The sequence below is a fragment of the Roseomonas sp. KE0001 genome (assembly GCF_016107285.1).
GTDB lineage: Bacteria > Pseudomonadota > Alphaproteobacteria > Acetobacterales > Acetobacteraceae > Pseudoroseomonas.
In genome coordinates this window covers 1-26,340 of the sequence record NZ_RCVQ01000014.1, presented here as the reverse complement: position 1 = coordinate 26,340, position 26,340 = coordinate 1, and the positions used below count along the sequence as shown (strand labels likewise).

General features: G+C 68.4%; 27 protein-coding genes. 13 read left to right on the top strand and 14 right to left on the bottom strand.

Annotation, left to right across the window (positions count from 1 at the left end):
- Positions 1-97 precede the first annotated feature (97 nt).
- The 4 genes from D9598_RS19170 to D9598_RS19155 all read left to right on the top strand — a co-directional run bounded on the left by D9598_RS19170 (position 98) and on the right by D9598_RS19155 (position 4,867).
- Positions 98-625, top strand: a complete 528-nt coding sequence (locus D9598_RS19170) for an arsenate reductase (azurin) small subunit (RefSeq protein WP_099095885.1) — start codon at positions 98-100, stop codon at positions 623-625.
- A 13-nt stretch (positions 626-638) separates the two neighbouring features.
- A complete protein-coding gene (locus tag D9598_RS19165) occupies positions 639-3,263 on the top strand; it encodes an arsenate reductase (azurin) large subunit (RefSeq protein WP_099095886.1) in 2,625 nt (874 codons plus the stop codon).
- 66 nt (positions 3,264-3,329) lie between these two features.
- The gene (locus D9598_RS19160; RefSeq protein WP_099095887.1) at positions 3,330-3,707 is read left to right on the top strand and encodes a cytochrome c family protein; all 378 of its coding nucleotides are present in this window, start codon (positions 3,330-3,332) and stop codon (positions 3,705-3,707) included.
- Complete coding sequence (locus D9598_RS19155) at positions 3,704-4,867, top strand: molybdopterin molybdotransferase MoeA (RefSeq protein ID WP_198368129.1); 1,164 nt, start codon at positions 3,704-3,706, stop codon at positions 4,865-4,867. Before D9598_RS19160 ends, D9598_RS19155 begins: the two co-directional genes overlap by 4 nt.
- A 309-nt stretch (positions 4,868-5,176) precedes the next feature.
- On the opposite strand, the gene D9598_RS19150 is transcribed toward D9598_RS19155, so the two are convergent.
- The 3 genes from D9598_RS19150 to D9598_RS19140 form a co-directional block, all read right to left on the bottom strand.
- Positions 5,177-5,662 (bottom strand): DUF305 domain-containing protein, encoded by a 486-nt coding sequence (locus tag D9598_RS19150; protein ID WP_099095892.1) that lies wholly within the window; start codon positions 5,660-5,662, stop codon positions 5,177-5,179.
- 137 nt (positions 5,663-5,799) lie between these two features.
- Entirely contained in the window at positions 5,800-7,299 is a 1,500-nt protein-coding gene (locus tag D9598_RS19145) for a calcium-binding protein (RefSeq protein WP_232477450.1), read from the bottom strand.
- Between the two features lie 98 nt (positions 7,300-7,397).
- Positions 7,398-7,730 (bottom strand): four-helix bundle copper-binding protein, encoded by a 333-nt coding sequence (locus D9598_RS19140; RefSeq protein WP_099095893.1) that lies wholly within the window; start codon positions 7,728-7,730, stop codon positions 7,398-7,400.
- 202 nt (positions 7,731-7,932) lie between these two features.
- On the opposite strand from D9598_RS19140, the gene D9598_RS21245 reads away from it, so the two are divergent.
- Positions 7,933-8,166, top strand: a complete 234-nt coding sequence (locus D9598_RS21245; protein WP_099095894.1) for a hypothetical protein — start codon at positions 7,933-7,935, stop codon at positions 8,164-8,166.
- A gap of 408 nt (positions 8,167-8,574) precedes the next feature.
- Here the strand turns inward: D9598_RS21245 and D9598_RS19135 are convergent, their stop codons facing one another.
- Positions 8,575-10,941: a heavy metal translocating P-type ATPase gene (locus tag D9598_RS19135; RefSeq protein WP_099095895.1), complete on the bottom strand. Its 2,367-nt coding sequence runs from the start codon at positions 10,939-10,941 to the stop codon at positions 8,575-8,577.
- 164 nt (positions 10,942-11,105) lie between these two features.
- On the opposite strand from D9598_RS19135, the gene D9598_RS19130 reads away from it, so the two are divergent.
- Positions 11,106-11,309: a heavy-metal-associated domain-containing protein gene (locus tag D9598_RS19130; protein WP_099095896.1), complete on the top strand. Its 204-nt coding sequence runs from the start codon at positions 11,106-11,108 to the stop codon at positions 11,307-11,309.
- A 90-nt stretch (positions 11,310-11,399) separates the two neighbouring features.
- On the opposite strand, the gene D9598_RS19125 is transcribed toward D9598_RS19130, so the two are convergent.
- From D9598_RS19125 to D9598_RS19085, 9 genes are all read right to left on the bottom strand, one after another.
- A complete protein-coding gene (locus tag D9598_RS19125) occupies positions 11,400-11,762 on the bottom strand; it encodes a hypothetical protein (RefSeq protein ID WP_099095897.1) in 363 nt (120 codons plus the stop codon).
- A gap of 166 nt (positions 11,763-11,928) precedes the next feature.
- On the bottom strand, positions 11,929-12,255 hold the full coding sequence (locus tag D9598_RS19120; RefSeq protein ID WP_099095898.1) for a hypothetical protein: 327 nt from the start codon (positions 12,253-12,255) through the stop codon (positions 11,929-11,931).
- 178 nt (positions 12,256-12,433) lie between these two features.
- Positions 12,434-12,907, bottom strand: a complete 474-nt coding sequence (locus D9598_RS19115; RefSeq protein WP_099095899.1) for a DUF411 domain-containing protein — start codon at positions 12,905-12,907, stop codon at positions 12,434-12,436.
- Positions 12,908-12,917: 10 nt separating this feature from the next.
- A complete protein-coding gene (locus tag D9598_RS19110) occupies positions 12,918-14,153 on the bottom strand; it encodes an ATP-binding protein (RefSeq protein ID WP_099095900.1) in 1,236 nt (411 codons plus the stop codon).
- Positions 14,150-14,917 (bottom strand): response regulator, encoded by a 768-nt coding sequence (locus D9598_RS19105; RefSeq protein WP_099095901.1) that lies wholly within the window; start codon positions 14,915-14,917, stop codon positions 14,150-14,152. The genes D9598_RS19110 and D9598_RS19105 overlap by 4 nt, the downstream gene beginning before the upstream one ends.
- Positions 14,898-15,353: a plastocyanin/azurin family copper-binding protein gene (locus D9598_RS19100; RefSeq protein WP_099095902.1), complete on the bottom strand. Its 456-nt coding sequence runs from the start codon at positions 15,351-15,353 to the stop codon at positions 14,898-14,900. Before D9598_RS19100 ends, D9598_RS19105 begins: the two co-directional genes overlap by 20 nt.
- 8 nt (positions 15,354-15,361) lie before the next feature.
- A complete protein-coding gene (locus D9598_RS19095; protein ID WP_099095959.1) occupies positions 15,362-16,117 on the bottom strand; it encodes a copper resistance protein B in 756 nt (251 codons plus the stop codon).
- 5 nt (positions 16,118-16,122) lie between these two features.
- Positions 16,123-18,078: a copper resistance system multicopper oxidase gene (locus tag D9598_RS19090; RefSeq protein WP_099095903.1), complete on the bottom strand. Its 1,956-nt coding sequence runs from the start codon at positions 18,076-18,078 to the stop codon at positions 16,123-16,125.
- A gap of 45 nt (positions 18,079-18,123) precedes the next feature.
- Complete coding sequence (locus D9598_RS19085) at positions 18,124-18,693, bottom strand: cupredoxin domain-containing protein (protein ID WP_099095904.1); 570 nt, start codon at positions 18,691-18,693, stop codon at positions 18,124-18,126.
- A gap of 1,716 nt (positions 18,694-20,409) precedes the next feature.
- On the opposite strand from D9598_RS19085, the gene D9598_RS19080 reads away from it, so the two are divergent.
- From D9598_RS19080 to D9598_RS19060, 5 genes are all read left to right on the top strand, one after another.
- The gene (locus D9598_RS19080) at positions 20,410-20,763 is read left to right on the top strand and encodes a helix-turn-helix transcriptional regulator (protein ID WP_099095906.1); all 354 of its coding nucleotides are present in this window, start codon (positions 20,410-20,412) and stop codon (positions 20,761-20,763) included.
- Positions 20,760-21,185, top strand: a complete 426-nt coding sequence (gene arsC / locus D9598_RS19075; protein WP_109517869.1) for an arsenate reductase (glutaredoxin) — start codon at positions 20,760-20,762, stop codon at positions 21,183-21,185. The genes D9598_RS19080 and arsC overlap by 4 nt, the downstream gene beginning before the upstream one ends.
- 108 nt (positions 21,186-21,293) lie before the next feature.
- Positions 21,294-22,607: an arsenic transporter gene (locus D9598_RS19070; RefSeq protein WP_099095908.1), complete on the top strand. Its 1,314-nt coding sequence runs from the start codon at positions 21,294-21,296 to the stop codon at positions 22,605-22,607.
- 52 nt (positions 22,608-22,659) lie between these two features.
- Positions 22,660-23,397, top strand: a complete 738-nt coding sequence (arsH, locus tag D9598_RS19065) for an arsenical resistance protein ArsH (protein ID WP_099095909.1) — start codon at positions 22,660-22,662, stop codon at positions 23,395-23,397.
- Positions 23,398-23,585: 188 nt separating this feature from the next.
- The gene (locus D9598_RS19060) at positions 23,586-24,683 is read left to right on the top strand and encodes a YncE family protein (protein ID WP_007002456.1); all 1,098 of its coding nucleotides are present in this window, start codon (positions 23,586-23,588) and stop codon (positions 24,681-24,683) included.
- Positions 24,684-24,757: 74 nt separating this feature from the next.
- Here the strand turns inward: D9598_RS19060 and D9598_RS19055 are convergent, their stop codons facing one another.
- The gene (locus D9598_RS19055) at positions 24,758-25,174 is read right to left on the bottom strand and encodes a helix-turn-helix domain-containing protein (RefSeq protein ID WP_007002455.1); all 417 of its coding nucleotides are present in this window, start codon (positions 25,172-25,174) and stop codon (positions 24,758-24,760) included.
- 90 nt (positions 25,175-25,264) lie between these two features.
- Between D9598_RS19055 and D9598_RS19050 the strand changes: the two genes are divergently transcribed.
- Both D9598_RS19050 and D9598_RS19045 read left to right on the top strand, forming a co-directional pair.
- Positions 25,265-25,510, top strand: coding sequence for a heavy-metal-associated domain-containing protein (locus D9598_RS19050; RefSeq protein WP_007002454.1), 246 nt, complete (start codon positions 25,265-25,267; stop codon positions 25,508-25,510).
- 23 nt (positions 25,511-25,533) lie between these two features.
- The coding region (locus D9598_RS19045) for a cation transporter (RefSeq protein ID WP_232477447.1) at positions 25,534-26,340 on the top strand (807 nt) is incomplete at its 3' end.

Sequence of the window (26,340 nt, the reverse complement as noted above, 5' to 3'; positions counted from 1 at the left end):
CATCCTGATTTCCAAGGCACCGTAAGCCACCGCCGTCACGGGCGCCGTTGGCACGCCCGCTGCAATGCTGTCGTCGCCTGAGAGCGGGGAGACGGAAATGTCGGGTTGCAACAAGCTTACGGAGAGCGGCCGCCGCTTCTTCCTGGGACGGGGGGCGCTGGCGGTGGCTGGCGCGGCGGCGGCCTCCACGGTGCCGCAGGCGCCCGCCAAGGCGACACCGGCCCTGGCGCGCGTGGCGTACCCGGTCAGCAGGCTGGGCAACATGCGCGACCTGAAGGTCAACGAGCCCATGGACATCAGCTACCCGGACGCCGACAGCACGGGCGTGCTCATCAAGCTCGGCACGCGGGTCGAAGGTGGCGTCGGCCCGGACGGCGACGTCGTCGCCTTCTCGAACCTCTGCCCACACAAGGGCTACCCCATGTTCTACCAGGCCGACGACCGCACCCTGAACTGCCCCGGCCACTACAGCCGCTTCGACTGCGAGAAGGGCGGCCTGCAGGTCTGGGGCCACGCGACCCAGAACCTGGCCCAGTTCCGCCTGCGCGTGGACGCGGGTGGCGACATCCACGCCGAGGGCGTGGACGAGCTGCTGTACGGCCGCCACTCCAACGTGCTGGCCTGAGGAGGGCGGGAACATGGCTTACAAGCGCAACATCGACCGCCTGCCGATCCCGCCGCGGGACGCCAAGGTCAACAACGTCGTCTGCCACTACTGCATCGTGGGCTGCGGCTACAAAGCCTACTCCTGGCCCGTGAACCGCCAGGGCGGCCCGGCGCCGGACGACAACGCCTACGGCGAGGACATGCGGGGCCAGCTCGGCGCCGACAGCGCCGCCTGGGCGGCGCCGTCCATGTACAACGTCGTCCGGCACAACGGGCAGGACGTCCACATCGTCATCAAGCCCGACCACGACTGCGTGGTGAACTCCGGCCTCGGTTCCATCCGCGGCGCCCGCATGGCCGAGATGTCCTACTCCACCGTCACCGGGACGCAGCAGGCGCGCCTGACCGACCCGCTGGTCTGGCGCTACGGCACCATGTCGCCCGCCTCCTGGGACGACAGCGTCGCGCTGGTCGCCGAGGTCACGCGCCGGGTCATCGAGGAGCAGGGCGAGGACGGCCTGCTGGTCTCCGCCTACGACCACGGCGGAGCGGGCGGCGGCTACGAGAACACCTGGGCGACCGGAAAGCTCTACTTCCAGAGCATGAAGGTGAAGAACATCCGGATCCACAACCGTCCGGCCTACAACTCCGAGGTGCACGGCTCCCGCGACATGGGCGTGGGTGAGCTGAACAACTGCTACGAGGACGCCGAGCTCGCGGACACCCTGTTCATCGCGGGCGCCAATTCCCTCGAGACCCAGACCAACTACTTCCTGAACCACTGGGTGCCGAACCTGCGCGGCTCGACGCTGGACAAGAAGCAGAGCCAGCTGCCGAACGAGCCGCACGCCGCCGCCCGCATCATCGTGGTGGACCCCCGCCGGACGGTGACCATCGCGGCCTGCGAGGCCGAGGCGGGAAAGGAGAACGTGCTCCACCTGCGCATCAACAGCGGCACCGACCTCGTGCTGTTCAACGCGCTGTTCACCGAGATCGCGACCAAGGGCTGGGCCGATAAGGCGTTCATCGCCACCAGCACCAGCAACTACGACGCCGCGATCGGCGCCAACCGCACCACGGTGGAGGAGGCGGCCCGGCTCACCGGTGTGTCGGCGGAGGACATCCGCAAGGCGGCGGCCTGGATCGCGGAGCCCAAGCAGGGTGGCGCCCGGCGCCGCACGATGCTCGCATACGAGAAGGGCATCATCTGGGGCAACGACAACTACCGCACCAACCAGTCTCTGGTGAACATCGCCCTGGCGACGGGCAACATCGGTCGCCCCGGCGGCGGCTGCGTCCGCCTCGGCGGTCACCAGGAAGGCTATGCCCGCCCCTCCGACGCCCATGTCGGCAAGCCCGCCCAGAACGTCGACGAGCTCCTCATCGGCGGCAAGGGCGGCATCCACCACGTCTGGGGCTGCGACCACTTCAAGACGACCCTGAACGCCTCCGAGTTCAAGCGCGCCTACCAGCGCCGGACCAACATGGTGAAGGAGGCGATGGACTCCGTCCCCGCCGGTGACCGCGCCGCCCAGGTGGAGGCCATCATGAAGGCCATCCGCGCGGGCGGCCTGTTCAGCGTGGACGTGGACATCGTGCCGACCCAGATCGGCTCCTGCGCGCACGTGGTCCTCCCGGCGGCGACCTCGGGGGAGATGAACCTGACCTCCATGAACGGCGAGCGCCGCATGCGCCTGACCGAGCGCTACATGGACCCGCCGGGCAACGCGATGCCGGACTGCCTCATCGTCGCGCGCCTGGCGCAGGCCCTGGAGCGCTCCTTCCGCACGGCCGGGAACGCCGCCGTGGCCGACCGCTTCCGGGGTTACGACTGGAAGACGGAGGAGGACGCGTTCATGGATGGCTACCACCAGCACGAGAAGGGCGGCGAGTTCGTCACCTACGCCCGGCTTCGCGCCATGGGCACCAACGGGTTCCAAGAGCCCGCAGTCGGGCTGGAGACCACCGGCGCGGTGGCTGGTGGCACGACCACCGGCGCCTCGCCCGGCATGGTGGTGCAGGGGCCCGGCATAGAGGGCGCCCGCGGCCGCGAACCCGTCCAGCAGGCGGCGCCGGGCGCCGGTGCGACCGGCACACCGGCGGCGACCACCGGCGGCAGCGAGCGAATCCTTGGGACCAAGCGCCTCTACGCCGACGGCAAGTTCAACCGCCCGGACGGCAAGGCGGTATTCGCCGCCACCCCATGGCGGGGGCTGCAGGCCCAGGGCAAGCAGGCAGAGAAGGACTCGCAACGCTTCCTGGTGAACAACGGCCGCGCGAACCACGTCTGGCAGTCGGCCTACCTCGACCAGCACAACGACTTTGTTCGCGACCGCTTCCCGTACCCCTACATCGGCATGAACCCGGATGACATGGGCGAGCTGGCGCTAAAGCCGGGCGACCTCGTCGAGGTCTTCAACGGCAACGGCGCCACCCAGGCGGTCGCATGGCCGGAGGGGGGCCTCGGCCGCAACCAGACCTTCATGCTGTTCGGCTACCCGACGGGCGTGCAGGGCAACGTGGTCAGCAAGGCGACCAACGAGTTGGTCATACCAAACTACAAGCAGACCTGGGCGAACATCCGGAAGCTCAGCGACGCCCCCGAAGCCGTCCGCCACCTGTCTTGGAAGACCCAGGAGTACCGGGCCCAGACTTGAGATCGGGCACCCTGCGACGCGGCCGCCCGGCTGCGTCGTCACGCTCCCCCTGCCATTGGAGACCCCATGCGAGTCCTTGCCTCGGCCCTGCTCTGCGTGCCGCTCCTCGCCTTCCCGGCTCTCGCCCAGACCGTCCCGTCGGGCGAGCAACTGTTCCGCAGCCAGTGCGGCGCCTGCCACGGCGTGGACAGCCGCAACCGCGTCGGCCCCGGCCTCGCCGGAGTGCTGGGCCGCCGCGCGGCAGCCGTCGAGAGCTTCCGCTACTCGAACGCCATGCGCACAAGGGCGGCGGAAGGACTGACCTGGGACGAGGCGACGCTGCACGCCTACTTGCAGGCCCCCAAGCAGGTCGTGCCCGGAGGCAGCATGTCCTATGTTGGCATGAAGGACGAGGCACGCCTGAACGCTTTGCTGGCCTATCTCAAGGAGAATGCGGGGTCGTGACCACCAGCCTCGCGCCCCGCCCCGCATGCTCCGATTGCGACCTGCAAGCGGGCCTTGTGGACGTCGAGATCGCGCGCGCACGGCTTCTCGCCGACGTCCATCCGGTGCGGGGCGTCGAGCTCGTTTCATTGTCGGCGGCGGCCCGGCGGGTGCTGGCGAATCCTGTACTGGCGACATCGGACATGCCGCCGTTCGACCGCGCCGCCGTGGACGGCTATGGCGTCGGCGGGCCGGGGCCCGGCCCCTTCCAGGTCGTCGGCTACCTTCCGGCGGGCGCGGGTGGCCTGCCGCGTGTGGGCGCCGGTGAGGCGGTGCGCCTGCTGACCGGCGCCGCCGTCCCCGAGGGCGTCTGGGCGGTCGCGATGCAGGAGGGCTGCCGGGTGGACCCGCACTCCGGTGTCGCGTCGCCGACGCTCCTGCAGGATGCCAACATCCGCCGCCGGGGTGAGGATTTCCAAGCGGGCGAGGCGGTGCTGGAGGCGGGCACCCGGCTCGACCCGCGCCACCTCGCGTTGCTGGCTGCGGTTGGGGTGGGCGACGTCGCGGTCCGGCGCAGGCCGCGGGTCGCCGTGCCCTCCGCCGGTGACAAGCTGCTCGAGCCGGGCATGCCGCACGCGCCGGGCGCCATCCACGACAGCAACCGCCCCATGCTGGCCGCCTTGCTGCGGGGCATGGGCGTCGAAATCCTTGGCCTGGGCCTGCTGCCTGACCGGCGATCCGACATCGCGGCCGCCCTGGAGCGGGCGTCCGGGTGCGACGCCATCGTCGCCTCGGGCGGCGTGTTCGGCAGCGAGGCCGACCACTTGCTGGGCGCCCTGCATGACGCCGGTGGCCACGGCTCCTGGTGCGCCGTGGCGCTGAAGCCGGGCAAGCCACTGGTGTTCGGCGGCATCGGCACGGCGCGCTGCCTGTTCCTGCCCGGCAACCTGGTGGCCGCGCTGGTTAGCGGCATCCTGTTCGGGCGCCCGCTGGTAGCTCGGCTTACCGGGGCTGTGGACGGCGGCCTGAAATCCTTGCCAGCGCGCCTGGCGTCCGGCTGGGACCGGAAGCCGGGGAGGGAAGAGTTCGCCCCCGCGATGGTCGGGCCGGACCTCGTGGTCGAGCACATCAGCAAGCCAGGGTCGGCGCGACTCATGCCGCTGGTAGCGGCCGATGGCTAGGTCAGGGTAGGTCGAGACGTCGGGATGCTGCGGGCCGGGGACGCGGTCGCGTTTCTATCCCTAGCGGGAATCCTAAACGGGTAGGATGGCGCCCGTGCTCCTTCGTTGCCGCGGCGGTTTCGCCAGGTTTCGGAGGGCAGGGACTCCGGTGTTGCGTTCGGGTGTTTGGCAGCCTCTGGTCGATAGCCGCCTATCCGCTTCGGAAGGTGAGGCAGGGCAAAGCGGACCCTCCCTGCTGAAGGTCTCGCGATGGATGCCCTGCCGATGGCATGCGCCCCCAGTAAGTCCGCGGGCGCCGCACAAACACCATCAGCGCGCGGGCTGCAGCACCGGCGCAGAGGGTGCCGGAGGGTTGGCCTCCAGTTCGGCAATCAACTGCTTCATCTCGCCGATCTCCCGCACCTGGGCCGCGATGATGCTGTCGGCCAGTTGCCGGACGTGCGGGTCCCGGATCCGCGCCCTCTCGCTGGTCATGATGGCGATGGAGTGGTGCGGGATCATCGCCTTCATGTAGGCCACGTCGCCCACCGTCTGCTGGCTCCTGACCAGCCACAGCGACCCTGCGAACACCAGGACGCTGGCGCCGAGGATGGCCATGTTGGCGGTCCGGTTCCGGTACATGCCGAGCATAAACAGCAGCATGATGACGGCCATGGTCGCCCCCATCACGAGGGCCATCCAGGTCCGGGTCTGGCTGTAGAAGACGTGCTCCAGGGCATAGGTGTTCAGGTACATCAGGCCGAACATGACCACGGTCGACACCAGGATCATCAAACCGAAACGTGCGTAGCTCATGGCGAAGCCCTTTCTGGCCGCTGGCCGGGATGGCCCGGCTTCAGCGACAGGTCTCGATTGGCAGGAGCGCGACCGGTGCCCGCAGGCACCGGTCGCATTGGAGGCGGTGAGCCTGGCTAGACAGCCCCCGCTTGAACTCAGGCGATCGGGCCGCCGCTCTCCGGGAAGACGTACCAGGAGCCGAAGTCGCCAATGCCCTCCACGAAGCCCGGCGCCTCGGCGAACATGAAGTCGCTCTGCCGCAGGTCGTCCTTGGCGATGCCCTCGAGGAGGATGGACCCCGCGAAGGTGTCGTCCTCGCCCATGCCCCAGCCGACCAGGGCGCCCCCGGCTGTGTCCTGAATGACGACATCCGCAGGCTGGATGCCGTCCATGAAGGCGATGTGGTCGAAGGCGCCTTGGGCCTCGCCGGTCGCCTCGAAGTCCAGGACCACGTCGTGGCCGCTGTCCATCGACACCATGAAGGCGTCGGCGCCGGTGCCGCCGACCAGGGTGTCGTCGCCCATGCCGCCGTTCAGCATCCCGTGCGCGGCGCCCTCGTCGAGGTAGTCGTTCCCGTCGCCGCCCATGAGCTCGTCGGACTCCGCCCCGCCGAAGAGCCTGTCGTCGCCAGCCTCCCCCGTCAGGCGGTCCATGCCGTCGCCGCCCGCCATGGTGTCACGGTCGTCGCCACCCTGGAGATGGTCGTCCCCGGCCAGGCCTGAGATGGTGTCGTCTCCCGCCAGTCCGAAGATGGTGTCCGATTCCGAAGACCCCGTCAGGGTATCGGCACCAGCGGTGCCGCGGAGGACGGCGTTCCCCTCGATGTCGAAACTCAAGGTGCGGTTATCGAAGACGTGGTCGGCCAGAAGGTCGAAGATGGCACCGGCCTGTGGCTCACCGGATACCTCGGGGCCCGCAACGCTGGGCGTCGGTGCCTCGTCGGCTGGGCCGTCAGGCACCCGCAGGCCGGGAGGCAGGTCGGCCGCGTCGCCGAACATGAAGTCGTCCTGCGCCAGGTCCGCCTTGAAGACGCCTTCCAGCAGGACTGAACCCCCGTCCCAACTGACCTGGACCCCATCTGCGGTGTCCGCAAAGGCAAGGTCTGTCCACTGGAGGCCGTCCATGACCGCCAGGTGGTCGAACATGCCGGGACCGGCGGTGAAGTCCTTGATGACGTCGTGGCCGCTCATCCGGCCGATCATGAAGGCGTCCGGGCCGCCTCCGCCAACCAGGGTGTCGTCGCCCATGCCGCCGTCGACGGTGCTGTGCCCCTCACCCTCGTCCAGGTGGTCGTTCCCGGGGCCGCCGCGCAGCGTGTCGGCGCCAGGGCCGCCGTAGAGGGTGTCATTGCCCTCGCCACCTTCGACCTCGTCGTCGCCCATGTTGCCGGAGACCACGTCGGCGCCCGCACCGCCGTGGAGGACATCGTCCATGCCGCCCCCGCCAATGCGGTCGTCGCCTTCGAGGCCCCAGGTGAACTCGGCGCCGTCGGTGCCGCCCAAGGTGTCGGCGCTCTCATCGCCGAAGGTGACGTTGTGGACGTGGCCACCGGCCTCGAAATCGAAGTGAAGCCCGCCCAGCGTGCCGTGCAGGGTGTCAGCCAGCCGGTCCGTGAGGTTCGTGAGCAGGCTGCTGAGATGTTGATTCTGGCTCATGCCGACGCTCCGTCAGAACGTTTTGATCTGCACGGGAAGCGTTTGCTTCCGGTGGAGGTGACAAGGACCGGACCCGCTGTCCGGTCCTTGTCCCGGCGTCAGGCGCTCATCTCGCGGCAGGACGCGGCGCACTTGCGGCACTGCGCGACGCAGTCCTCCATGCCACCCACGGCCTCGCAGCTTTTGGCGCACTCCTCGCAGATCTCGGCGCACTCGGCACAGGTGTGCTTATGGTGGGGCGTGCCGATCAGCATCATGTCGGCAGAGGTCTGGCAGATGGTGGCGCAGGCCATCATCAGCCTGAAGTGATGCGGCTCCACGTGCTTGCCGCCCGCTTCCAGGCAGTGGTTCATGGCCGTGCCCAGGCAGGTGGAGTGGCAGCGCAGGCATTCCTCGATGCAAGCCTGCATGGCGGGGGTCATCTGATGCATCTTTCTTCTCCGTTAGGATGTCCGTGAGGCGGGGTTCGCCAGCCTGCTCGGCAGGTCGGCTGCCCAATTGAGGTGACGAGCGTGGGTGCGGGCGCCCGTTGGACGGAGGGCTCGGCCATGCTCCGCCTTCCGCAGGCCCTGGGGCTCTGCGGAGACGCTCAGGACGCCTTATCGGGGTGGTGGAGAAGGAAGGTCGGAGAAGATGCCCGCGATCGAAGGTGGCGGCATGGCAAAGAAATCGCTGCCGCTGACCAGGAGCGTGACCTGCGGGCTGACCGGCGGCAGGAGGGCAGCGCCGCTCCCGCAGTGCCCGATGACGCAGCAGCCTGGCCGGACGGCATCGCCGTCGCAGTTCGGGCAGCACTTCTTGCCTGCCGTCCTTGCCTTCGCAGCCGGACCAGACATCCGGGCATGGTGGGGAGCGGGCGTGGCGTGACCAGCGTACGCGGACGCCTGGGTGAGGGCCGCAGGGGGGGACGTCGGGGACATGGCGTTATGTGCCACCGCAGGCACAGCAAGGATGGACACGCATATGGCGAGCACCAAAGCAGTCACAGCCTGGATCGCGCTTTCCGTCCAGCGCATCGGTTCATCCGCCCTACGAGCCTTCGCCAGTAAGCGTCCGTCTGCCGGATGGTTTCCTATTCGGCTTGCGAAGAACGCGGCACATCGGAGATTTCCGCACCTGCGCTGCCTCGCTTAACCTCGCTTCGAATGCGACCACGACGCCTGGAGCTGCGGGGCATCGCAGGCCGGATGTCATTGCTGTCGCCTTGCAGCACCGGCGTGCTCGCCCTGGCGGCCGGGGGCGAGCACGCCGATGCCTTCACAGGACCAGGCGGGCCTAATCCTGCAAGCGGACGGCCCGCAGGCGCAGCGCGTTGCCGATGACCGAGACAGAGCTCAGCGCCATGGCCAGGGCCGCCACGATCGGGCTGAGCAGCAGGCCCAGGACCGGGTACAGCACGCCCGCCGCCAGGGGCACCCCGGCCGCGTTGTAGACGAAGGCGAAGAACAGGTTCTGCCGGATGTTGCGCATCACCGCGCGCGACAGGAGCCGCGCCCGCGCGATGCCCGCGAGGTCGCCCTTCACCAGGGTCACGCCCGCGCTCTGCATGGCGACGTCCGTCCCGGTGCCCATGGCGATGCCGACGTCGGCCTCCGCCAGCGCCGGGGCGTCGTTCACGCCGTCGCCCGCCATGGCGACGACCTTCCCCTTGGCGCGGAGCTCCCGGACGATGCGGTGCTTGTCCTCGGGCAGGACGTCGCCCTGGAAGTCCTCGATGCCGAGCCTGCGGGCCACCGCCTCCGCCGTCGTGCGGTTGTCGCCCGTCAGCATGACGATGTGGATGCCGCTGGCGCGCAGGCTCTCCAGCGCGGCGGGCGTGCTCTGCTTGACAGGGTCGGCCACCGCGATGACGCCGCCCGGCCTGCCGTCCACGGCCAGGAAGAGCGCCGTGCCGCCCTCACGCCGGAGCTCGTCGGCCCGGGTGGCGAGACCACCCAGGTCGACACCAAGCTCCTGCATCAGCCGCGCGTTGCCCAGCGCGACTTGGCGCCCCCCCACCGTGCCGGTCACGCCCTTGCCCGTGACGGACGCGAAGTCGGCAGGCTCGCGGAAGGCCATGCCGCGTTCCTTGGCGGCGGCCACGACCGCGGCCGCCAGCGGGTGCTCGCTGGACCGCTCCAGGCTGGCGGCCAGCGGCAGCACCTCGGCCTCGGTCAGGCCGGGTGCCGGGACCACGGCCACGACCTTGGGCTTGCCCTCCGTCAGCGTGCCGGTCTTGTCCACGACCAGGGTGTCGACCTTCTCCATGTGCTCGAGCGCCTCGGCGCTCTTGATGAGCACGCCCGCGGACGCGCCCTTGCCGACGCCGACCATTATGCTCATGGGCGTTGCCAGGCCGAGCGCACAGGGGCAGGCGATGATGAGCACCGAGACGGCCGCGATCAGCCCGTAGGAGAGCGCGGGACTCGGGCCCCAGAATGCCCAGGCGACGAAGGCCAGCGCCGCCACGGCGATGACCGCCGGGACGAAGTAACCGGAGACCGTGTCGGCCATGCGCTGGATGGGCGCCCGGCTGCGCTGCGCCTCGGCGACCATGGCGACGATGCGGGAGAGCATGGTGTCGGAGCCGACCTTGTCCGCACGCATGACCAGCGCGCCGGTGCCGTTCACGGTGCCACCGATGACCTTGGACCCCGGCGCCTTCTCGACCGGCAGGGATTCGCCGGTGACCAGGGACTCGTCCACGGCGCCGCTCCCTTCCAGCACCGCGCCGTCCACCGGCACGCTCTCGCCCGGGCGCACCCGCAGCCGGTCACCGACGCTCACCTCGGCCAGCGGGATCTCCTCGTCCTCGCCGTTTTCCTTGAGGCGCCGCGCCGTCTTGGGCGCCATGTTCAGCAGGGCGCGGATGGCGCCGCCAGTCTGCTCGCGGGCGCGCAACTCCAGCACCTGGCCGAGCAGGACGAGCACCGTGATAACGGCGGCCGCCTCGAAGTAGACGGCGACGGTGCCGTCCATGCCGCGGAAGCCCTCGGGGAAGACGCCGGGCGCGAAGGTCGCGACCAGGCTGTAGAGGTAGGCGGCGCCGGTCCCGAGGGCGATCAGGCTGAACATGTTCAGGCTGCGGTTCCTGAACGACTGCCAGCCGCGCACGAAGAAGGGCCAGCCCGCCCAGAGCACGACAGGCGTCCCGAGCAGGAACTGGACCCAAACGGAGACCCTGGGCGGCACCAGGTGGTGCAAGTCGAGGCCAGGAATGTGCGAGCCCATCTCCAGGACGAGGACGGGCAGGGTCAGCACCAGGCCGATCCAGAACCGCCGCGTCATGTCGGCGAGTTCCTCGTTGGGCGCGGCCTCGGCAGTAATCTCCAGCGGCTCCAGGGCCATGCCGCAGATGGGGCAGTTGCCCGGGCCCTGCTGCCGGATCTCCGGGTGCATGGGGCAGGTGTAGATGGCGGCCTTCTGCGCAGCCGTCGGCGCGACAGCCTTCTCCGGCTTCAGGTACCTGTCCGGGTCAGCCTCGAACTTCGATTTGCAGCCTGCCGAGCAGAAGTGGAAGGCAGTGCCGTGATGTTGGGCGTGGTGCGGCGTCTTGGCAGGGTCAACCGTCATCCCGCAGACCGGGTCGCGCACCAGAGTCTGGTCGTCGTTAGCTGGCGTATGAGCGCCGTGACCATGGTGATGGTGGTGATGCTCTCCCATCTGCGGGACTCCTCCAAGACTGCTGTGCTCGACGTTCGGTGCTCTAGGAGGTGGGGTTTCCCATTGTGGGAAGGTCAAGGGCGCCGATCGGACACCCTGCTGGCCTTGACCTTCCCATAGTGGAAAGCCCCACCTGTTGGACGGTCATTGAGGAGGAGAGCACGATGTACCGCTTCGACGTTCCCGGCATGAAGTGCAGTGGCTGCGCCAAGAAGGTAGAGGGCGCCATCAAGGCCAAGGACACCGCTGCCGAGTTCAGCGCTGACGTGGAGAACAGGCGGGTGACCGTGATCTCCTCGGTATCCCAGACGGAGCTCGCCGCGGCCATCCAGGAAGCGGGCTACGCCAACCAGCCCGTGCCCGCCTGAGCTTCCCGGCAACGAGCTGCGCCGGACACCGTAGCCGGAGCAGGCTGCTCCGGCGACTGTGATGCCGTCCTGCGCCAGCGTCGGCCGGTGCTACATGTGATGCCGGACGTGCGGGTTGCTCATCACCTCGGCCGTCTTCGCACCGTAGTGGTGGTCGGGCTGGATGTAGGCGACGCCGCTCGACTCTCCGCCAGTCGGAACCGGAACGCCGGGGACCGGGTGCGCGGCGCCGGGATCGAGGTAGCGAATCCTCAGGTTTTCCCCGCCCCCGGCAACGGCGACACGCCCGCCACCCACGACGTTCTCGTCATGGCCGGGCGGGTAGACCACGGCAAAGTTCTCGCCCTGCCCAACAACCTCGATGGGCCCGTTGGCGTGCGCTACCGCGGCGGAAGTGCCGATCGCCGCAAACAGGGAGAGGGCGAAAAGCGCGGATTGGAAGCGGGGTGTCATAGCGAGATCCTCAATCAGGTTTGCCGTTTCTCGTCCGGCACCTGGAGAGGATGGGCCGCCACTGTGTCAGCCCGCTTACGCCATCTTATCAATTGGTGTCAGCGGAACTGCACCCCGGCTTCCGTGCGGGGCGGGGCACCCCCGGGGACGCCCCGCCTCCATCTCGTCAGTGGTTCATCATCTGACAGTGCTGCATCATCTGCTGCATCTGCGGCGACAGCGAGCCCTGCTGGGCCTGCGCCCGCATCTGCTGACAGTGCTGCATCATCTGCTGCATGTTCATGCCCCCCATGTTGTGACCCTGCATGGAGCCCATGCTGCCCTGGGCGGCGGACGAGCCCGGCGGCGTCGTGGATGTCGGAGGCAAGGACATCTGAGACGAAGTCGGGGTCGCCGCAGGCGGGCCGCCGGGCTGCGCGCAGGCGGCCACGCCGAGCAGCAGCGTTGCAGCCAATGCGACCTTCCCGATCGCCTTTGAAGTCATTTGGACCATGTGTCCTCCTTGAGATGGCAGGGGTTCGGCAGGCGCCCCGGTCCGCCGCGGCGGGCTGGAGCGACGACGTTGCACGGCGAGCAGGCGTTCACAGGGGGTGACCGGCGCGCCTTGCATGACGTGGAACGGCAGCATGCTTCGAGGCAGCATGTTGCAGTGGAGATGGCGGAAGGTGTGCTCATACGACCTCCAGTCCTCGGAAGCGCATCCAGGGCCGCCAGGCGCCGTCACGTGTGAAGGCGACGACGTCGTAGGTGGATGGCTGCTCTCCCGGTACTTCCATACCCGGAACACCGATCGGCATGGCGGGCACGGAAAGCCCAGCAACGGCTTCGGGCCTTTCCTTGAGCAGGCGCCGAATTGCCGCGGCGGGGACATGCCCTTCCATGGCGTAACGACCAATCTTCCCGGCATGGCAGGAGAGCAGATCCGAGGGTGTGCCGAGCGCCTGCCGGTATGGCCCGACCGCATCCACGACCTTGTCGTCGACCTCGAAGCCCTCGGCCCGCAGGTGCTCGACCCAGCCGCCACAGCAGCCGCATGTGCGGTCCCGCCAGGCTTCCACCTTGGGCGGGCCGCCGCAGGCCGCTGGCAGCAGGGCTGCCGACATCGAGACGAGCATCAGTCCGCGACGGGTGGTGAGAGTGTGCATGCTCGCGCTCCTAGGCTGGCCTGGGCAGGCGGATGCTGGCCCGCAGGCCTCCGCCCGCGAGGTTCTCGAGGGTCACCGACCCGCCATGGCGGCTGACCGCCTGCCGGGCGATGGCCAAGCCGAGGCCCGAGCCGCCGGTCCCACGGTTGCGGGACTGCTCCAGCCGGTAGAACGGCTGGAAGACGCTCTCCAACTGCTCCTCGGGTACCCCGGGCCCCGCATCGTCGACGTGGACCACGAGTTCCCGTCCCAGGTCGGTGAGTGCCACCCGGACTGAGGTGCCGTACTTGACGGCGTTGTCGATGATGTTGGCGAATGCGCGCTTGAGCGCGATAGCCCGGCAGGGCAGGCGCGCCTGGGACGGCCCCTCGTAGCTCGCCGTCTTGCCCATGTCCTCGGCGTCGCCGCAAAGCGTCTGGAGCATCGCCGCGATATCGGCGGAACGGACCTCCTCCTGCTCCTCGTCGCCCCGCAGGTAGGCCAGCGTGGAGGCAATCATGGCATCCATCTCGTCGAGGTCGGCGTCGATCTGCCGTTGCGCCTCGGCGTCGTCCAGGAAGCCCGCGCGCAGGCGCAGCCGTGCCAATGGGGTCCGGAGGTCATGACTGACGGCCGCGAGCGCCTGTGTCCGGTCGGCAATGAGGCGGTCGATGCGCGCCTGCATGCGGTTGAAGGCCTGCGCCGCCTGCCGGACCTCGCGAGGTCCCTCCTCGGGCACGGTGACCGTCTGCCCGGGCCTGCCGATGCGGTCGGCCGCATTTGAAAGTTCCCGCAACGGCCGCGCGATGAGGCGCACCACCAGCAGCCCCAACACCAGGATGCCCAGGGCCATGGCAGTGGTGGAGAGCAGCGTCGCATGCTCCGGCTGCGCTTGCAGCGGGTCGGCGTGGTACCAGAGATGGCTGCCGTCCGGCAGGCTGACCGCGCCTTCAGCCTCCAGATGGCCCGTATGGGGGAGGTCCTGGATGCCAATGGCCCCTGTGGCGGGGCCTGCCTGCCAGCGCACCTGGAACCCCGGTGAAGACAAGGCCTGCGCCACGGCACCGCGGGCATGCGGCGGCACCATGCCGACAGCGCGGGCGGCGGCGCCGACCCGCTCGCTGGTCACCTTCTGCTGCGTGCTGCCAAGGAGGATGTCGCTGCCAGTCTGGTGCAGCCACAAGCTGCCGACATGGAAGGCCATCAGGCCGACCAGCAGCACCAGGATGATGCGGCCAGCCAAAGTGCTGGGCAGCAGCCGCCTCATTGGCGCGTCACCGCTGGCACGAACATGTACCCGGCGCCCCGGACCGTCTTGATGATGGCGGGGCTGTCCGGCAGCGGTTCCAGCTTGCGGCGGAGGCGGCTGACCATCACGTCCACCGAACGGTCGATGCTGTCCGAGATGCGGTTGCGGGCGAGGTCCAGCAACTGGTCCCGCGACAGGACGCGCTGCGGGTGCTCACAGAAGGCCAGCAGCAGGTCGTACTCGCCGCTGGACAGGTCGACCGCCGAGCCGTCGGGCGCCGCCAGTTCGCGCCTTCGCGTATCCAGCACCCAGTCGGAGAACACCATGCGGTCGCCGGTGACCATTCCCGTGCGGGCTGGACCGCCCTGGGCACGTCGCAGGACGGCCCGGATGCGGGCCAGGAGTTCCGGACGGCTGAATGGCTTGGGGAGGTAGTCATCGGCGCCGAGCTCGAGGCCCACGACCCGGTCGGTTTCCTCGCCGCGGGCGGTCACCATGATGATCGGGACCTCCGATTTGGCGCGGAGCATCCGGCACAGGTCGAGTCCCGATTGACCCGGCAGCATCACGTCCAGCAGCACGAGGTCCACTGGGGACAGCGACATGGTGTCCCACATCTCCGCGCCGTTCCGCGCGCCCGTCACCCGGAAGCCGTTCTGGCGCAGGAGCTTGGCGATGAGCGTGCGCATCTCCCCGTCATCCTCGACGACGAGGATGTGGGCCTCGAGGGGGAGCGTACTGCCCCGGCCCTCCCGCTCGCTGTCAGGACTGACCGGCGGCACCGGCGAGGACACCCAGCTTCGCCCGCGCCCTCGGCGCCAGGCCAGGGGCCGATGCAGCTTTCGCTGCGAACTCGGTCATGTCAGCGTCTCCCACCACAATCAGGGCCACCATGCCCAACCCAGTGTGGGGTGTGCATTGCACGGGGTAAACGCCGGGCCGCTCGAAGGTCACCGTTGCCTCGCTGTTGAACGGCACGGTGAGCGGCGGCGCGCCCGCAGGCCAAAGCGACTGAATGGCGGCGACGTTGTGACCCTTGTCGGTGGGCTCGAAGCGGACGGAGCCGCCCACCGGGACCCGCACCAGGGCGGGGTCGTAGGCGAAGGTGTCGCCTGCCGCGGGTCCCCGGTTCAGCTCCCGGACTGTCACGGCGGGATCCGCGGCGGCGGCCGTCCCGGTCATCATCAGCAGCGCGGCGAGGGTCGTGCGGATCATCATGGTTGGCCTCAGAAGAACAGACGGATGCCGGTCATGAAGGTCCAGCCGCCGACATCCTCGCCTTCGTTGCGCGCGTACCGAGCCGTGTCGCCGAGCTTCCGCTCGTAGCCGACGCCGATATACGGTGAGATCTCACGGGTGACCTCGTAGCGCAGGCGCAGCCCGGCCTCGACGTCGTTGATGCCGCTGCCGACGTGAAGTTCGGGCACCTTCTGGAGCGCGAAATTGGCCTCGATGTTGGGCTGGAGCACCAGGCGCTGCGTGATGTAGGCGTCGTAGGACACCTCCGCGCGTGCCGACAGGTCGCCGCGCTCGCTGACAAAACCCTGGAGGTCGACCTCGAACATGCCGGGCGCCAGCCCTTGCAGGCCGATGACGCCGTAGAAGCGGTCCGGCTGGGGACGTATGTCGTAGCGGACACCGGCCTGGAAGTCCCAGTAGTAGCCGACCAGGCGCGAGTAGAGCAGTTGGATCTCGGCACTCTCGACCCGGCCGTTCCGCGCCATCTCGCCCTCGGTCTTCAGCCAAACCCGGTTGACGTCGCCGCCATACCAAGCCTGCCCGTCCCAGCGGCCGATGTTGGGGCCGTCCAGCCCCCAGCCGTACTCCAGCTTCTCGAACAGCACGGCGCCGGTGAACACCTCGTGGCTGAACGGGGGCTCCGTGCTGTGCTGCATCGCCTGCGCGTACGCCGGTGCGGCCTGGAGGGCGGCCAAGCTCAGGACGGCCAGGGCGGCGGCGGTCTGGATGCTCTTGGTCTTCATGGCCATCACCGCGCCGAGACCGACTGCCGCGCCGCGACGACCGACACCTTGCGCATCATCCCGGTCTCCATGTGGTAGAGCATGTGGCAGTGGAAGGCCCAGCCGCCGGGCGCATCCGCTTCGATGTCGACATCGACCGTCGAGCCGGGCTTGATGTTGACCGTGTGCAGCAAGGGGTTCTCGGCCCCGTTGCCGACCTGCGGGATCATCCACATGCCGTGCAGGTGCATCGGGTGGTTCATCATGGTCTCGTTGACGAAGCGGAAGCGGGCCCGCTCGCCGAGATGGAGTTGGATGGGCTGCGCCTGGCTGAAGCTGTTGCCGTTGATGGACCAGAAGTACCGTTCCATGTTGCCGGTCAGCCGGATCTCGATGACGCGGGTGGGCTCGCGCACCGGGTAGAGCGGCTTGGCGGCCCGCAGGTCGCGGTAGGACAGCACGCGGGCGCCCGGCAGGGCGCCGACGTCGTTCACCAGGGGGTCCGGCATCGCCATGCCGCCATGGCCCATGGCACCGTGGTCCATGCCGCCCGTCGCACCGGCGCCCGTCGAACCATGGTTCCTGCCGGGCATGCTGCTGTGGTCCATGCCCGGCATGCCGCCCATGGCGCCATGGTTCATGCCAGCCATCCCGGCATGGTTCATCCCGGCCATGCTCGAGTGTTCCATCCCCGCCATGCTTCCATGGTTCATGCCGCCCATGGAACCTTGCTGCATGCCCGCGGAGCCCCCGGCGGGCACCTGCATGGAGGAGTGGTCCATGCCACCCATGTCCATCGGCGCGACATGGCCAGGCGCGTCCACCTCCGGCAGCGGCGTGCCGCGGTCGAGGCCGCTGGGCCCGTAGTTCACGCCCATGTCGGCCATGGTCAGGACAGGGCGCGGGCGGTGCGGCGGCAGCGGCAGGGCGGGCAGGCCTTCCCGCGTGGCCAGGCTGAACTGCGCGAAGCCCTGGCGGCCCATGGATTCCGCCAGCACCTGGTACTGGCGCCCGTCGCGGGGACGCACCAGCACGTCGAAGGTCTCGGCCGGGGCGATGCGGAACTCGTCCACAGCGACGGGGCGGACGTTGTTGCCGTGCGCCTGGACCACGGTCATCTCGAGCCCGGGGATGCGCACGTCGAAATGCGTCATGGCGCCGCTGTTGATGAAGCGCAGGCGGACCGTCTCGCCCGGCCGGAACAGTGAGGTGAAGTTCTGTGCCGGGGTGTGGCCGTTGACCAGATAGGTGTAGCCGCCGACATCCTCGATGTCGGTCGGGTCCATCCGCATGTCGCCCCACATGATGCGGTCGGAGACGATGGCCGAGCGCGCGGCGCCGTCCGGCGCGCGGCGGAGCTCGCCGACCAGGCTGGCCAGGGTGCGCTTGTTGTAGTTGTAGTAGCCGGGATCGCGCTTGAGGTTGGCGATGACGTGGCTCGGCGTCTCGTCCGTCCAGTCCGACAACTGGACGATGTAGTCGCGGTCGTAGCCGAAGGGTTCCGGCGTCGCGGGGTCGATGACGATGGAGCCGTAGATGCCGGACTGCTCCTGCACGCCCGAATGGCTGTGGTACCAGTAGGTGCCAGCCTGGACGAGCGGGAAGCGGTACTGGTGCGTCCCGCCCGCGTCGATGCCCTGGAAGCCGTCGCTGATGCCCGGCACGCCGTCCTGGCCGCTCGGCAGGATCAGGCCGTGCCAGTGGATCGAGGTGTGCTCGCGCAGCCGGTTGGTGACGTTGATCACCACCTCCTCGCCCTCGCGGAAGCGCAGGACGGGACCCGGGATCTGCCCGTTGATGGACATTGCCGGGCGGCGGCGCCCGGTGATGTTGGCCGTCACGTGCGACAGGGTCAGGTTGAACTCGCGCGGCATCGCCCGGCCGACGGCGGGCTGCGCCAAGGCGCCGGGCGCGGCCGGGAACGCCAGGGCGGCGACCCCGAGGCCCAGGGCCCGCCGCCTGCTCAGCTTGTCATTGGTCATCGTTCGGTCCCCTTGGCCACGTCCACTGCGGGCTGGTCTTGCCGGTCAGCGCGAGAAGGTGACGTTGCCCACCATTCCGGACTCGTAGTGGCCCGGGATGTTGCAGGCGAACTCCAGGCTGGTGGCCCTGGTGAACTTGAAGACCATCTCCCCCGTCTTGCCGGGGTCGACCAGAACGGCGTTCGGGTCATCGTGGCGCATCGCGCCGTGATCCATGCCGCCGTGTCCCATGGCGCCATGGTTCATGCCCGGCATCCTGGAGTGGTCCATGCCAGCCATGGCATCCTTGCTGGTCGCCGACATCATGCCGCTGTCGAACATGGCCCGCATCTCGCGCTGGTGCTGCTGGTGCATGACGGCGGTGCCGATGTTGAACTCGTGCAGGAGCTCGCCAGCGTTGCGCACCCGGAAGCGGACGGTCTCCCCGGCCCGGACCTGGATGCGCTGCGGCTGGTAGCTGTTGTCCCGCATGACGATGTCGATCGTCCGCCTGACGTCCTGGGCACGGCCACGGGTGCCGAATGCCTGGTAGGCCGAGTCCGCAGAGGCAGGCTGAATCTGGGCCGCAGCGATGGCGGCCAGGATGGCGGCCGCGATGGAGGTGGCAAGGCGCATCGGTGAGCTTCCCCGGTCTGTGCAAGCAGGGGCAGGTCGGTGGCCTGCCGCGTGAACTCGATGCGGCCAAGATGGCCTCCGAGTGCGAGCCCGAGATTGCCCAAGTGTGACAAGATATTTCAGGTGAGGGAGCGCAGCGCGGTTCGTGACATGGGCCTGCCCACAGCGGCACGGTGTCCAGCCTGCCACTCAAACCTTCACCGTGAGGGGGACAGATCGCGCTACAGGTGACCGGGCTAAGGCGGGGTTGATCCAGGAAGCGACCTGCCCACCCAATCCCTGAACCTCGACAATCTGGGTGCAGCCAGCCTGGCGGTAGGCTCTGTTCAGGCACCCCCCCTGAAAGTGGAGGAGGCTCAGATATCAACTTGTAGTGACGATTCCGTCGTGTATTTTCCGCGGCCAAGTTCGTCTTCCGACCAAGGTGCAAGGCCGCTGGCTTTGCTGATAACGGCTGAGTCCCTGCTGTCAGGCGCCGTTTGCCCGAGGGTTTAGGGAAACGTCGTCGACGGAGCGCACCTTGTCGCAGCCTATGCCTTATTGGCAGAGCCAGCCGAGATACGATGGAGGGGTCTACGACCTGACCCATCTCCAGCCATGGAACACCACCATCTTGGCGCCCGGCTCACCCGGCCCTGAAGGTTCGGCGGGCAGTGAGAAGGTTCGGATGCCCATTTGCTTCAAGTTCAGCTATCACTGCTGCACGGACAAGGATTCGACAAGGCTTGGCTTGGGAGACCTTGTGGTTGAAAGCGAGCGGCCGGAAGAGAGGCGGCGCCTGTGTCCAGTTCGCTGGTTTGCCAGCCGGAACCTGAAGGAAACGTTGAGAAGCGCCATGAGCGGGCGCTTGGCGCCCATCAACAACTATCAGTGGGTACTCCACACAAAGCTGCCTGGCATTTCGCACACTTGGATCGTTTTCCTGAAGTTCATGCCTGGCCCGCCCAACGGCTGCGCTATCGCTAGCGTGGAAACGTCTTACCTCACCGGCGACCCGATAAAGGGCGGGAGAGAGGAGAACTTCGCGTACATTGCTCATAGGACGCGTCAGACGGGACAGCTCTACGGCGTCAGATAGCCCGAAAAAGCTTTGGGGCCAGACCCGTCGGCCTGACCCCTCCGCAACACTTCCGTGTAAATAGATACCCAATTTGATCCGCGATAGTGCCGCAGATACCTGCTTCCACAGGCTGGGGCACCCGTTAGGATTGAACCAAGTGGCTCAAACCAGCGTTCCAAGTGCAGTCTGAAGGTATGTTCAGTTAGCCTCAGCGTCAAGAGGTGAGGCCCCCAAGCGCAAGTAATCCCCCTTAAACCCGTATGAACGCGGGTACCTGTGGTCCTTGCTTGAACTGCGTCTGCCTCCCCAGGAGAACCACGCGAGCACCATGGCTCCGTTGGGCCTGGGGCGTGGCGCTCGGTGGCTCCGGCGTGGCGACATGCTTGAGTGGCGGCACTTCCCGCTCATCGTCCTGGAGCGCCGTCCCTCCGCCCCGAAGGCGTTCGTGCCGGTCAGGGTGAGCCATGTCGGTTTCTGGGAAGTGGCTTGCACTGAAGGTCCGGCTGCTGTGGGCGCACAGCCGTCATGGCCGGGTCTGGCCGGGCACGGACAGGCCGCTTCCGGGGTAGGCTCGCCTGGGAAGCAGACACCTGCTTCATGCGGCGAAGCACTCCGCATGAGCTTGACTGCGCCAACATATCGGCGATACTCGATATATGGAATCGGAAGACGCCCTCGCGTGCCTTGGCGCCCTGTCACAGTCGACCCGGCTGGAGACCTTCCGGTTGCTGGTGCGCCATGAGCCCGAGGGCCTGCCTGCGGGCGAGGTCGCCCGACAGCTCGAGGTTCCCCAAAACACGATGTCCACGCACCTGGCGGTGCTGACGCGCGCTGGCCTGCTTCGTTCCGAGCGCCACAGCCGGTCCATCGTCTACCGGGCCGATGCCGAGCGCCTGCGGGAGATGATGCTGTTCCTCGTCAAGGACTGCTGCGGCGGACGCGCCGACCTGTGCCAGCCCCTGGTCGCCGACCTGCTTCCCTGCTGCCCGCCCGAGAAGGCCACCCCATGAGCGACGTCACCATCTACCACAACCCGGCTTGCGGGACGTCCCGCAATACGCTGGCCCTCATCCGCAACAGCGGCGAGGAGCCGAAGGTTATCGAGTACCTGAAGACGCCGCCGACGCGGGAGGTGCTGGCCGACCTCATCCGGCGCATGGGCGTCCCGGTGCGCGACGTCCTGCGCCAGAAGGGCACACCCTACGAAGAGCTTGGCCTTGGCGATCCGTCCTTTACGGACGACCAGTTGCTCGACGCCATGGTGGCGCACCCCATCCTCATCAACCGTCCCATCGTGGTGACACCGCTCGGCGCGAAGCTGTGCAGGCCGTCCGAGGCGGTGCTCGACATCCTGCCGAACCCGCAGCAGGGCGCCTTCACCAAGGAGGACGGCGAGAAGGTCGTCGGTGAACCGGGCCACCGCCTGATCTGAGTCGGGCGCCCGCGCCCTCCCATTCCGGGGACCGACGAGCCAAGCCGCTGACCATCGCTGACAGCGGATGGTCCGGCGCGCCCTGACGCCCGAGAGAACACGCCCTTCATGCTGGCCCTGGCCATCTTCGTCCTCACTCTCGTCCTGGTCATCTGGCAGCCACGCGGTATCGGCATCGGCTGGAGCGCCATGGGCGGCGCCGTGCTGGCGCTCCTGACGGGCGTCATCGGCTGGGCCGATGTCCCTGTGGTCTGGGACATCGTCTGGGACGCCACCTTCACCTTCGTGGCGCTGATCATCATCTCGCTTCTGCTGGACGAGGCCGGGTTCTTCCAGTGGGCCGCGCTGCACGTGGCGCGCTGGGGCGGCGGAAACGGGCGGCGGCTGTTTCCGCTTGTCGTGGTGCTGGGCGCGCTCATCGCTGCCTTCTTCGCCAATGACGGCGCCGCCCTGCTGCTGACGCCCATCGTCATGGCCATCCTGCTGCGGCTGAACTTCTCCGCAGGCGCCACGCTCGCCTTTATCGTCGCCTGCGGCTTCGTGGCCGACACCACCAGCCTGCCGCTGGTGATCTCCAACCTCGTCAACATCGTCTCGGCCAACTATTTCGGCATCGGCTTCGACCGCTATGCGGCGGTGATGGTGCCGGTGAACCTGGTGGCGCTGGTGGCAACACTCGGCGTGCTCTGGGCCTACTATGGCCGCCAGGTGCCCGCGAGCTATGCGTTGGACCGACTGGAGCGGCCCGGCGCCGCCATCCGCGACCACCTCGTCTTCCGGGCGGCCTTTCCGCTGCTTGCGGTGCTGCTGCTGGCCTATTTCGTCCTGGCACCGCTCGGCGTGCCGGTGGCGGCCGTGACCGGCGCCGCAGCGCTCCTCCTGCTGGTGCTGGCCGGGCGCTGGCACCGGGGAGGGCAGGGCGCCCTTGTCTCCATCCGCAAGGTACTAGGCGAGGCTCCCTGGCAGATCGTCGTGTTTTCGCTCGGCATGTACCTGGTGGTCTATGGCCTGCGGAACGCCGGGCTGACGGACCATCTGGCTGGCGCACTGGAATGGCTGGCCGGGCATGGCCTCTGGGCCGCCACCATCGGCACGGGCGTCGGCGCCGCGCTGATCTCCTCCGTGATGAACAACATGCCGAGCGTGCTGGTGGGCGCCCTGGCTATCGAGCAGGCGCGGGGCATCCCGCTCGCCATCCGCGAGGCGATGGTCTACGCCAACGTCATCGGCTGCGACCTGGGGCCCAAATTCACCCCCATCGGCAGCCTGGCGACGTTGCTCTGGCTGCATGTGCTGTCGCGCAAGGGCACTACCATCACCTGGGGGCAATACATGAAGGTCGGCCTCGTCATCACGCCTCCGGTGCTTCTGGCCGTGCTGGCCGCCCTGGCGCTTTGGCTGCCCGTGGTGGGTACGCCGTGAGCAACACGACCAAGCGCGCCATCCGTCCGTTCCTGACGACGGGGAGACCCTAATGCCATCCGACCTCGACCTCACGCTGCCCAACGTTGCCGACGACCATCTGCAGATGCCGAATCTCACCCGGCTCGGCATTCCCGGCGCCAGCACGCACCCACCGCGCATCCTGCTGCTCTACGGCTCGCTGCGGGAGCGGTCCTACAGCCGGTTCCTGACGCTGGAGGCCGTGCGCATCCTCCGCCGCCTCGGCGCCGAGACGCGGGTCTTCGACCCCCGCGACCTGCCGGTGGTCGACAGCGTACCCGCCGACCACCCCAAGGTGGCGGAACTCCGAGAGTTGTCCCTGTGGTCCGAGGGCCAGGTTTGGTGCAGCCCGGAGCGGCACGGCGCCGTCACCGGCATCCTGAAGAACCAGATCGACTGGCTGCCGCTGGAGAGCCGCGGCGTCCGTCCGACCCAGGGGCGCATGCTGGCGGTGATGCAGGTCTCCGGCGGCAGCCAGAGCTTCAACAGCGTCAACACCCTGCGCCTGCTCGGGCGCTGGATGCGGATGATCACCATCCCCAACCAATCCTCCGTGCCCAAAGCGCATGAGCAGTTCGACGAGGCGGGACGCATGCTGCCGGGGCCGCTCTATGACCGCGTCGTCGACGTCATGGAGGAACTGGTGAAGTTCACCCTGCTGACTCGTGACATTTCGAGCCACCTGACCGACCGCTACAGCGAGCGCAAGGAGCGGGCGGAGAAGCAGGCCAAGGCGGACTTGGCTAAGCTCTCGGGCGCCGTCGGATAGGCGCTGGAGCTCTCGTGCGGACAGTAGGCAAGAGAGGACAACCTCTGCTCGTGAACGGATAAAGACGTTTCCACTGACACCAAGCCCACGAGAAGGCCGGGCTCAGGTAGCTGACAGGATTGTTGGTGCGGCGCGTTATTGTTAACGAGAGTTAATCTCAGCTACCCGTCCACCGGGAAAGGCCCGCCATGACAAACACGAACTCCGTCACCTATCCCGCCATGCCCACGCTTCGCCGCCGCCACGCGCTCGCGCTGCTCGGCGCGGCTGGCTTTGCCCTGCGGACTGCACCGGCGCGTGCCGCCGCGGTGGAGAAGAGCGTGAAGCTGGCGCCCGGCCTCTGCGAACTGGTTGTCAGCACCACCACAGGCCTTGTGCATGTGGCGAGCACCGGCCCGCGCGGCGCCGACGACGCCAAGATCCTTGGCCTGGATCCGCGTACCCTGGAGGTCCGCTCCACCATCGAGCTCGGCGCGAACACAGCTTTCGGCCTCGGCGTGAACGACAGCACCGGCATGCTGTTCGGCACCGGCACGCGCAAAGGCAGGGTGCTCGCCATTGACCTCCGCACCGGCAAGGTCAAGACGGAGATCGGCGAGGGCGAGAACAACCATCCGCGGCAGGTCGTCGTGGACGAGGCGCGCAACCGCGCCTTCGTCTCCAACTTCGGCTTCCGGGAGAAGCCGAGCGCCGTGTGGGTGGTGGACACGGCTGCCAACACCCTCGCCAGCGTCATCACGGAAGGGCTGGAAGGGGGTATCTCGGGCCTTACCCATGACCCTGCGGGAGACCGGGTCTTCGTGGCCGCCTTGCAGACGAACGAGGTGGTGGAAGTGAGCCTTGCCCGCCGCGCCGGGGTGCGCCGCTTCGCCTCCGGCGGGGACGGGCCAATCAACTTGGCCTTCCACGCCGCCAGCGGGCGCCTGTTCTGCACCAACCAGAAGAGCGGCCAACTGGCCGTGCTGGATGCCGCGTCCGGCCAGCCGGTCAAGGTGCTGGAGACAGGTGCGGGCGCGCTGGCCGTCACCTTCTCGACCGACGGTGCGCTGGCCTATGTCACCAACCGTGGGGCTGGCACGGTCAGCCTGGTGGACACGCGCGCGCTGACCGTGCTGGCGAGCCTGCAGACCGGCACGCACCCGAACACCGTGGCCGTGGATCGGCGCACGGGGCTCGCCTATGTCAGCAACAAAGCCCGCTCGGCGCCGCGTCCTGCCCAGGGCCAGCCTCCGGCCCCGGCGCCCGAGGACCCGAACGGTGACACGGTGAGCCTGATCCGCGCCTAAGATCATGGCCGTTCCGGCGGGCAACCGCTGAAACGGCCCGGAGTGGACACGGCTGGGAAGAGCCGTGTGAACGGTCAGGCGCCAGTGCTGGGACCGAGGGCTTCGATGATGCGGCACTCCGCCACCTTGCCGTGGCGGCACTGTCCGATGAGGGAATCCAGTTCGCGGCGCAGTGCCTGGAGGTCGGCAATCTTCCGGTCCACATCCTCCAGGTGCTCGCTGGCGATGACGTCCACCGCGTCGCAGGAGCGCTCGCGGTCCTCGGCCAAGTCGAGCAGTGTGCGGATCTGATCCAGCGAGAAGCCGAGGTCCCGCGCACGCCGGATGAAGCTCAGGCGGCCAAGGTGGGCCTCGCCGTAGGTCCGGTAGTTCCCGGCGCTGCGGGCCGGGGCCGGGAGCAGCCCCACACGCTCATACCAGCGAATGGTTTCCACCTTCGTCCCGGTCGCCCTGGCGAGAGCGCCGATGTTCAGCAAGTTCTCCAAAGACATCACCTTGACCCTGTAGCGACTACAGGGTCTATATAAGACGTCATCAGTTCCCCGCAACCAGCGGGGACCCACCTGCGAAGGAGGCAAGCGATGGCGAATGGTGACACGGCAGCAGGAACATCGGTCGACCTGCGTTACCGGGTGGAGGGCATGGATTGCTCCGGCTGCGCCCTGAAGATCGAGGGTGCGGTCGAGCAGATCGGCGGCGCCGAGGACATCCAGGTCAACTACAAGACGCAGACCCTGGAGTTCCGCCTGAATGAGGCGACCACGCCACGCTCGGCCGTCGAGGAGAAGATCCGCGGTCTGGGCTACGGTGTCGCGGCCCTGGCGTAACCAACAGGAACAGGATGACAGCCATGGCTGACGGCGGAACGGCTCAACTAGCCCCCAAGTCCAGGGCGGCCCTGCGATACCACGTGGAGGGCATGGACTGCCCGTCCTGCGCCTCGAAGATCGAAACTGCCGTTGGCCGCTTCGGCGGGGCCGAGGACATCCGGGTCAACTACCACAGCCAGGTCCTGGCCTTCCGGCTGGACGAGGCGGCGACCCCGCGTTCGTCCGTCGAGGAGGGGATCCGCAAGCTCGGCTACGGCGTCGCCCCGGTCGAGGCGCCGCGGGTGGTCGCGGGCGAGCCTGGCGCGGTCGCCGCCGACGTACCGCTCGTTCGCCCACGCCAGCCCTGGTGGAAGGGGAAGAAGGCGCGGCTTGCCGCGGCGATCGGCGCCCTCATGGTGGCCGGGTTCGCCGCTTCGCTCGCCGTCCCGTCGCTGGACCACTGGGCCTACGTACCCGCCGCCCTGATCGGGCTCGTCTTTTTCGGCAGGAAGGCCATCGCCGCGGCGCGCGCCGGTTCGCCCTTCAGCATCGAGATGCTGATGTCGATCGCCACTGTCGGCGCCATCGCCATCGGAGCAACCTCCGAGGCGGCCGTGGTGGTGTTCCTGTTCACTGTCGGCGAACTCCTGGAGGGCATCGCGGCCGGGCGCGCCCGCGCGGGGATCGAGGCGCTCGGCGCCCTGGTGCCGAGGACCGCGCTGCGCATCGAAGACGGCACGGCACGGGAGGTGCCCGCCGCCAGCCTCAAGGTCGGCGACCTCGTCCTGGTCCGCCCGGGTGACCGCGTCTCCGCCGACGGCGATGTGGCCGAGGGCGAATCCGAGGTC